Source organism: Brevundimonas sp. (assembly GCF_031082345.1).
Classification (GTDB): Bacteria; Pseudomonadota; Alphaproteobacteria; order Caulobacterales; family Caulobacteraceae; genus Brevundimonas.
On sequence record NZ_JAVHLH010000091.1, the window covers coordinates 1,693 to 9,522 of the forward strand.

Annotated in this window: 7 protein-coding genes; 4 read left to right on the forward strand and 3 right to left on the reverse strand. The window is 68.6% G+C overall.

Features of this window, described 5'->3' with window-relative positions:
* Positions 1-62: 62 nt before the first annotated feature.
* Complete coding sequence (locus RDU12_RS07715; RefSeq protein WP_300289643.1) at positions 63-2,117, forward strand: PAS domain-containing hybrid sensor histidine kinase/response regulator; 2,055 nt, start codon at positions 63-65, stop codon at positions 2,115-2,117.
* 97 nt (positions 2,118-2,214) lie between these two features.
* On the opposite strand, the gene cueR is transcribed toward RDU12_RS07715, so the two are convergent.
* On the reverse strand, positions 2,215-2,664 hold the full coding sequence (cueR, locus tag RDU12_RS07720) for a Cu(I)-responsive transcriptional regulator (RefSeq protein ID WP_300289645.1): 450 nt from the start codon (positions 2,662-2,664) through the stop codon (positions 2,215-2,217).
* Positions 2,661-5,144, reverse strand: coding sequence for a heavy metal translocating P-type ATPase (locus RDU12_RS07725; protein ID WP_300289646.1), 2,484 nt, complete (start codon positions 5,142-5,144; stop codon positions 2,661-2,663). Before RDU12_RS07725 ends, cueR begins: the two co-directional genes overlap by 4 nt.
* A 196-nt stretch (positions 5,145-5,340) precedes the next feature.
* Here RDU12_RS07725 and RDU12_RS07730 point away from each other — a divergent pair, with 196 nt between their 5' ends.
* The 3 genes from RDU12_RS07730 to copD all read left to right on the forward strand — a co-directional run bounded on the left by RDU12_RS07730 (position 5,341) and on the right by copD (position 6,918).
* On the forward strand, positions 5,341-5,532 hold the full coding sequence (locus RDU12_RS07730; protein ID WP_300289647.1) for a heavy-metal-associated domain-containing protein: 192 nt from the start codon (positions 5,341-5,343) through the stop codon (positions 5,530-5,532).
* A 111-nt stretch (positions 5,533-5,643) separates the two neighbouring features.
* Positions 5,644-6,003, forward strand: a complete 360-nt coding sequence (copC, locus tag RDU12_RS07735; protein ID WP_300289648.1) for a copper homeostasis periplasmic binding protein CopC — start codon at positions 5,644-5,646, stop codon at positions 6,001-6,003.
* A gap of 3 nt (positions 6,004-6,006) precedes the next feature.
* Positions 6,007-6,918, forward strand: coding sequence for a copper homeostasis membrane protein CopD (gene copD / locus RDU12_RS07740; protein ID WP_300289649.1), 912 nt, complete (start codon positions 6,007-6,009; stop codon positions 6,916-6,918).
* 8 nt (positions 6,919-6,926) lie between these two features.
* Here the strand turns inward: copD and RDU12_RS07745 are convergent, their stop codons facing one another.
* On the reverse strand, positions 6,927-7,427 hold the full coding sequence (locus RDU12_RS07745; RefSeq protein WP_300289650.1) for a nuclear transport factor 2 family protein: 501 nt from the start codon (positions 7,425-7,427) through the stop codon (positions 6,927-6,929).
* Positions 7,428-7,830 lie beyond the last annotated feature (403 nt).

Here is a 7,830-nt window from a genome sequence, read left to right on the forward strand (position 1 = left end):
GGGCCTGAATTCCTGCGCTGACCGCCTGTTTTCAGCGCCCGCAAATCGCTTCACCCGGGAGGGTGGGACAATCGCGCGCGGGCATCAAAGTGGATGGATCTGATTCTGAGACGCCGTTCCCTCGCGCGATCCCGCCCGTGTCTGCAGGCGGTGGTTCCACTCTTGCCGCTGGACCGGAAGAACTCCTCTGGCGACTGAAGAGGGCGCAGGCCCTCGCGCAGATGGGCAGTTGGGAATGGACTATCCCCTCGGGCGAGTTGCTCTGGTCCGACGAGATATTCAGCCTGTTCGGCCTGCCGATCGATGCCTTCGGGGCCAGCTATTCCGCCTTTCTTGAGCGCGTCCACCCGGACGACAGGGCGCAGGTCGAGGAGGCTGTCAGGCTGGCCGTCGAGGAGGGGGCGGACTATGCGCTCGACCATCGGATCGTGCGGCCGGACGGCGAAATTCGCTTCGTCCACGAGTATGGCGAGGTCGAGCGTGATCGGGCGGGCGTTCCGCTGCGCATGCGGGGCATTGTCCAGGATGTCACCCGTTCGCGGGCCGTCGAGCGTTCCGCCACGCGCAATCGGGACATGCTTTCGGGCATGTTCCGCATCTCGCCCGAGGCCATCGTCGTGGCGAACGAAGAGGGACGGGTTGTCATCTTCAGCGCGGGGGCCGAGGCCGTGTTCGGCTACGCCGCCCACGAGATCGTCGGAGGGCCGATCGAACGGCTGATGCCCGAGCGTTTCCGTGGCGATCACGGACGGCACGTCGCCCGGTTCGCCGCCGGACCGTCCGACAGCCTGCAGATGGCCCAGCGCAGGCCCATCCGCGGTCTGCGGAAGGACGGGGTCGAAATCCCGATCGAGGCCTCCCTCGCCCGAATTGTGGCGGGTGGTGAGACCCTCTTCACCACCATCGTGCGGGATCTCACCGAGCGATACGAAACCGAGGTCTCCCTCGTCGAAGCCCGGGAGCGGGCCGAGCAGGCCAACCGGGCGAAGTCCATCTTCCTGGCCAATATGAGTCACGAACTCCGGACGCCCCTCAACGGCATTCTCGGGGTGGCCGAAGCCCTGGCGACCTCCGCCTCCGATTCTCGTCAGAAGGAGATGGTGGATCTTATCGCGACCTCGGCGCGGGCCCTTGAGGCCCTGCTGACGGACATTCTTGACCTGGCTCGCATCGAGGCGGGGCGCCTGGATATCCAGAATGAGCCCTTCGATCTCGGCGTCATGGTCAGAAGTGTCGCGGCGCTCTTCGCCGCGAGCGCGGAGAGCAAGGGGTTGTCCTTCAATCTGGACCTGCCGGATTCCGCGGCGCTGACTCTGTCCGGCGACTGCATGCGGCTACGGCAGATTCTCAACAATCTGCTCAGCAACGCGGTGAAATTCACGGAGACCGGCGGCGTAACCCTGGCCGTGGAGACCGATTGCAGCGTCAGCCCGTGCCGGGTGCGGTTTTCAGTGCATGACACGGGCATCGGTTTTGACGACGAGGTCGGAACACGGCTCTTCCAACCGTTCGAGCAATCGGACAGTTCGATCACGCGCCGCTTTGGCGGCACCGGCCTGGGCCTGTCGATCTGCCGGAGGCTGGTCGAGCTCATGGGCGGGACGATCGAAGCCCGGTCGGTCGCCGGCCGGGGCTCCACCTTCTCCTTCGAGGTCACGCTGGCGCCGGCCACGCTCGAGCCGGTCGAAGCCGTCGAAATTCCCGAGTGGACCGGGCAGCCGCTTCGCGTCCTGCTGGCCGAGGATCATCCGGTGAACCGGCGCGTGGTGGAGTTGATCCTCGAGCCGGTGGGCATCGAAGTCTGCTCGGTGGAGAACGGAGAACTCGCGGTCGCCGAGGCGGCGGCCGGATCGTTCGACCTCGTTCTGATGGACATGCAGATGCCCGTCATGGACGGCCTCGAGGCGGTCAGGCGCATACGGGGCAGGGAAGGGGAAGCCGGCCTGCCGCACGTGCCGATCTGCATGCTGACCGCCAACGCGCTTCCTCATTTCCAGGCCCAGGCCCTCGAAGCCGGAGCCGACGGGTTCCTGACCAAGCCGATCAGCGCCATGGCGTTGATCCAGAAGATCGCTCAGCTTGCCTCGAAGGCCGACGCAAGCGACGTGACCACCTGAACGGCCTCAGGGAGGCCTGCCTGCCAATGGCAGTGAAGGGCCCCGGCACAAAGGGCATGGCGCGACGCCGAATGGCGCCCGGCATTGTTGACGGGAGCTAGGCTGGTCCTCGCACGGGTCGCACGCCTTTCCTGACAGAACGACCGACCCCCTGAAGCCCCGTCTCGCCCAGATCAGTCAGGATCGGACACTCCGGCCGGTCGTCGCCGGCGCAGCAGTGGGCCAGGGTTCGGAGCGTGTCGGCCATCGCCTGCATCTCGGCGATGCGGGCGTCGAGGTCTGTGACGTGCTTCTCGGCGATCGCCTTGACCTCCCGGCTCGGGCGGTCGCGGTCGCGCCAGAGCGACAGCAGGTGGCTGATCTCCCCCACAGAGAACCCGAGGTCCCGGGCGCGGCGGATGAACTGCAGCTCCCGCACATCGCGTTCCGCGAAGTCCCGATAATTGCTGTCCGTCCGGTCCGCCGGCCGGATCAGGCCGACGGACTCGTAGTAGCGGATCATCTTGGTCGACACGCCGGTGGCTCTGGAGGCCTGACCGATGTTCATGACTGAACTCCTTCGAAACGGGTCTTGAAGCCACGCAGGCGCAACGCATTGCTCAGAACGCTGATGCTGGACAGGGCCATGGCGCCGGCGGCCAGCATGGGCGACAGCAGCCAGCCGAACACGGGGAACAGCAGGCCGGCCGCGACCGGGATCAGCACGACGTTGTAGCCGAACGCCCAGACCAGATTCTGGCGAATGTTCAGCATCGTGGCCCGCGACAGGGCGATGGCGTTCACCGCGCCGCGCAGGTCGCCCCCGGTCAGGACCACGTCAGCGCTTTCGATGGCGACATCCGTGCCGCCGCCGACCGCGAGGCCGACATCGGCCGCCGCCAGGGCCGGGGCGTCGTTGACGCCGTCGCCGACGAAGGCGACGCGCCGGCCGCCGGTCTGAAGGGCCCGCACCGCCTCGACCTTCCCGTCCGGCAGGATTTCGGCGTGCACCTCGTCGATGCCCAGACGACGGGCGACGGCCTCGGCGGTCCGGCGGTTGTCGCCGGTGATCATCGCGACCTTGAGCCCGAGGGCGTGGATCGCGGCGATGGCGGCGGGCGTGGTCGACTTGATCGGGTCGGCGACCGCGATGATGGCGGCCAGGCGGCCGTCGATGGCCGCATAGAGGGGGCTCTTGCCTTCTTCTCCCATCCGCTCGGCCTGATCGGCGAAGGCGGACAGGTCATGGCCGAGATCCCGCATCAGGCGGTCGGCGCCGACCTGGACCGGGCGACCGGCCACCCGGCCTTCAGCGCCATAGCCGGGCCGCGAGGAGAAGGTTTCGGGTTCCGGCACGCTCAGGCCCCGCGTCCCGGCCGCCTGCAGGATGGCGCGGGCGATCGGGTGTTCGGAGCGGGTCTCGAGAGCGGCGACGAGGCCCAGCACCTCGTTTTCGGTGAAGCCTTCCGCCACGGTGAGGTCCGTCAGTTCGGGCCGGCCCTCGGTCAGGGTGCCGGTCTTGTCGAAGGCGACGACCTCGACGCCCTGGAGCGCCTGGAGCGCCTCGCCCTTGCGGAACAGGATGCCCAGCTCGGCGGCGCGGCCGGTGCCGACCATGATCGAGGTCGGCGTCGCGAGGCCCATGGCGCAGGGGCAGGCGATGATCAGTACGGCGACCGCATTGACCAAGGCGAAACCCAGAGCCGGCTGGGGGCCGAACGCCAACCAGACGCCGAACGTCAGGACGGCGACGGCGATGACCACCGGCACGAACCAGCCCGTCACCCTGTCGACCAGGGCCTGGATCGGAAGCTTGGCCCCCTGGGCCGCCTCGACCATGCGCACGATCTGGGCCAGCACGGTCTCCGAGCCCACCTTTTCGGCGCGGAAGCGGAAGGCGCCGGTGGTGTTGATCGTGCCGCCGACGACCGGGTCGCCTTCGGCCTTCTCGACCGGGATCGGCTCGCCTGTCAGCATGGACTCGTCCACGAACGAGGCGCCGGACAGGACGGAGCCGTCGACCGGGACCCGCTCGCCCGGCCGCACCACGATCACGTCGCCGGGCGTGACCTGGTCGATCGCCAGTTCGATCTCCGACCCGTCCCGCTCGACGCGGGCGGTCCTGGCCTGAAGCGACATCAGACGCCGTATGGCCTGGCTGGTCTGGCCCTTGGCGCGGGCTTCGAACCAGCGGCCGACCAGGATCAGGGCGACGATCACCGCCGCCGCCTCGAAATAGACGTTCGCGGTCCCCGCCGGCAGCCACTGCGGGACGAAGGTGGCGACGGTGGAGAAGGCCCAGGCGGCGGTGGCGCCCAGCACCACCAGGGAGTTCATGTCCGGCGTCAGCCGGATCAGGTTCGGCACGCCTTTCCGGTAGAAGCGAAGGCCCGGAACGAAGAGCACGAAGGTCGCCAGCAGGAAGCTGATGATCCGCCACGGCGTCATGCCGATCGCGCTCATCAGCCAGTCGTGCGCGCCGGGAACGAAATGCATCGCCATCTCGATGACGAACAGCGGCAGGGTCGCGGCCCCGGCGATGGCGACCGCCCGGCCGAGGCTGCGGATTTCCGCCGCCCGCGAGGCCTGCTCGCGATCCTCGCTGGTCGCGTCCGGCGCGGACGCGGCTTCGGCCGTGTAACCGGCCCTGGCCACGGCTTCGATCAGGGCGCGCACATCGGCGACGCCTTCCAGCACCCGGATGGTGGCGCGTTCGGTCGCCAGGTTGACGCTGGCGTCCAGCACGCCGGGCGCGCCCTTCAGCGCACGCTCCACCCGGCCGACGCAGCTCGCGCAGGTCATGCCGCCGATCTTCAGTTCGACGGTGTGTTCGATCGGCTCATAGCCGGCGGAGCGGATCGCCCCGGCCACGGCGCCGGGCGAACCCGTATCGTCCATCTCCACCCGGGCCCGTTCGGCGGCGAGGTTGACGGTGGCGCTCTTGACGCCGGGCGTGGCGCGAATGGCTTTCTCGACCCGCCCGACGCAGCTGGCGCAGGTCATGCCGAGGACGGGAATGTCGAGAATTCTCAGGGTTGCAGCGGTCATCGGAGGGTCTCCCAAATCGAAGTCCCGTCCTTGATGAAGGTTCCAGCCATGGGAAGGTCAAGCGGTTTTCTCAAACCCATGTCCGGGAGCGACGCGGTTTCGTCGCGGAGCGTGGCCAGATCCGTTTTCCGGCCTTGACCTTGCCACGCTGGGAAACCCCACCTGCTTCATCGTCGATCAACAAAAGGAGACGACGATGATCGAGTTGAAGGTTGAACGAATGACCTGCGGCGGCTGCGCCGCGACGGTGAGGGCGGCCGTGGCCAGGGTCGCGCCGAAGGCCCGGATGGAGATCGAGATCGCCACCGGGACGCTGCGGGTGGCGGGCGAGGCCGACGAGGGGCGGATCAGGGCCGCCATCGAGCAGGCCGGCTACGGCATAGCGTGAGGGGTTCGCGGCCGGTCCCTGGATTGGCCGCGAACGTCCACTATGAGGGAACGTCTGCGCCGCGCGTAGATTAGCAGAGGCCGGGATCGGCCGGATGTCTGGAGACTGAGTATGCGTCACATCAATCCCGCGCCCCTGATCGCCCTCGCGGCGGCCGTGGCGTTCGCCGGTCCGGCGGCGGCCCATGTCCGGCTGGTCAGCGCGACCCCGGCGCCCAATTCGATCGCGGTCGCCACGCGGTCGATCAGCCTGGTCTTCAGCGACCGAACGGTTCCCGCCTTTTCCGGCTTCGATGTCGTCAACGCCGCGGGCGAGAAACTGGCGGTCCGGACTTCGGTCTCCGAGGACGGCAAGACCGTGACGGGCGCCCTGACCCGTCCATTGGCGGCCGGCGCCTACCGCGTCGACTGGCGCATAGCCTCGACCGACGGCCACCGCATGACCGGTTCCTACACCTTCTCGGTGCGCTGACGCGTGGCTGAAGTCGCGGTTATCGCGCTCCGGTGGCTTCAATACAGCGGCGCGGTCGTCCTTCTCGGCGCGCCGGTGTTTCTGCTCTACAGCTTCAGGGGGACCGACCGCCCCGACCTGGCCTGGGTTCGTCCCACCCTGGTCGTCGCGGCGGTCGTCGTGGCGCTGGGATCGCTCGCCGGCCTCGTCGCCCAGACAGCCGTCATGGCGGGATCGCTGAGCGAGGCCGTCAAGCCCGCTTCCCTGTCCTTCGTGGTCACCGGCACGGCCCTGGGTCTGGCCATGGTCGTCCGGGCCGTGATCGCCCTTTTCGGCCTTGTCGCCGCCCTCGCCCTGAAGCCGGGGCGGGGGCTTTGGGCCGTGACGACGGTGGTCGGACTCGTCGTCGCCGCCAGCTTCGCCTGGACCGGTCACGGCGCGGCGACCGAAGGAACCGGCGGGGGTCTCCATCTCGTCGCGGACATCCTCCACGCCGTCGCCGCCGCTCTATGGCTCGGGGCCCTGGCGGCCCTGTCGATCCTGCTGTGGCGCCGGACCGCGCCGGACGATTTCGCGATCCACCGCTCGCTTCAGGGCTTCGCCAGCCTCGGGACGTTCGCCGTCGTCCTGCTGGTGCTGACCGGCCTCGTAAACAGCTGGTTCCTGGTCGGACCGGCCCGCGTCGGCGACCTGGGAGCCAGCCTCTACGGCCGGCTTCTGATCGCCAAACTCGGGCTGCTCGCCCTGATGCTCGCCATTGCGGCCGGAAATCGCCTGCGCCTCACGCCCATGCTGGGTTCGGCCTTGGCAGGCGGTGGCAATCCCCGGACGGCGCTTCAGCGACTTCGGCGCAACATCGGCGCGGAAATCCTGGCCGGAGCCCTGCTGCTCGCCGTCGTCGCGGTCATGGGCACGCTGGCCCCGCCGTCGTCATGAAGACCGCTCTAGCTCGCCGGGCGGGGCGCGCGCGACGACCAGTGGATGTGGTGAATGCGCCAACCGTCGGCGTGCCGCTTCAGCACCATGGTCTCGGTGGTCAGTCGATCCACGGCGCGGCCGTTGAACTGGCCGGTCGTGCGACCTTCGCTGGTGATCCAGGCGACATCTCCGTCGGCCCAGCCCGATCGGCGCGCCATCGTCGCTTCAGATGCAGCGGCGAAGGCGGCGTCGGAACCCAGGTGGTGGGATGCGTATTCGTCCCGTGACCGCTCCGCGCCGCCCTCTTCGAAGATCATGACTTCCGGCGCCAGCAAGGTCAGCGCCGCGGCCGTGTCTCCGGTTTTGAGCGCGGCGTGGAAGGCGTCGACGACCGTGGCCGCGTCCGCCGCCTCCGCCGCCACCGAACCGGCGGCGTGGTCATGGCGGTGAGCGTGGTCCTGGGCCAGGGCGGGGGCCGCCGAAAGGACGGCGATCGACAGGGCGAGGGCGAGAGGCGTGCGGGACATTGTGGCTCCGGATGCGACGATGACTGGATGGACTGGATACGATGGGCGTCAGCCCCGGGATACCCTTCTCAACCCGCGCCGTGGCAAGGCCCTTGACCTTGCCACGATGGGAAGGTGCACAAGGACGATCTCGATGGCTGTGGCGACCTGACGCAAGGGCCTGCGCCGCCGCTATGCGTATCTGAACGAACGGCTGAACAGCCGACAAGGGAAATACTCGCCGATGTCGACCTCAAGCCTCGATCGCCGAATGCTCCTCCGGGGCGCCGCCGCGGGCGGCGGCCTGCTGGGACTGCAGGGTCTGCTGCCCGCCTGGGCGCAGACAGGGTCGGCGGGCCTGCGCGCCGATCTGCCGATAGATTTCGTCTTGCCGCTCCATATTGCCCTTTGCCCTGCTTGGCCC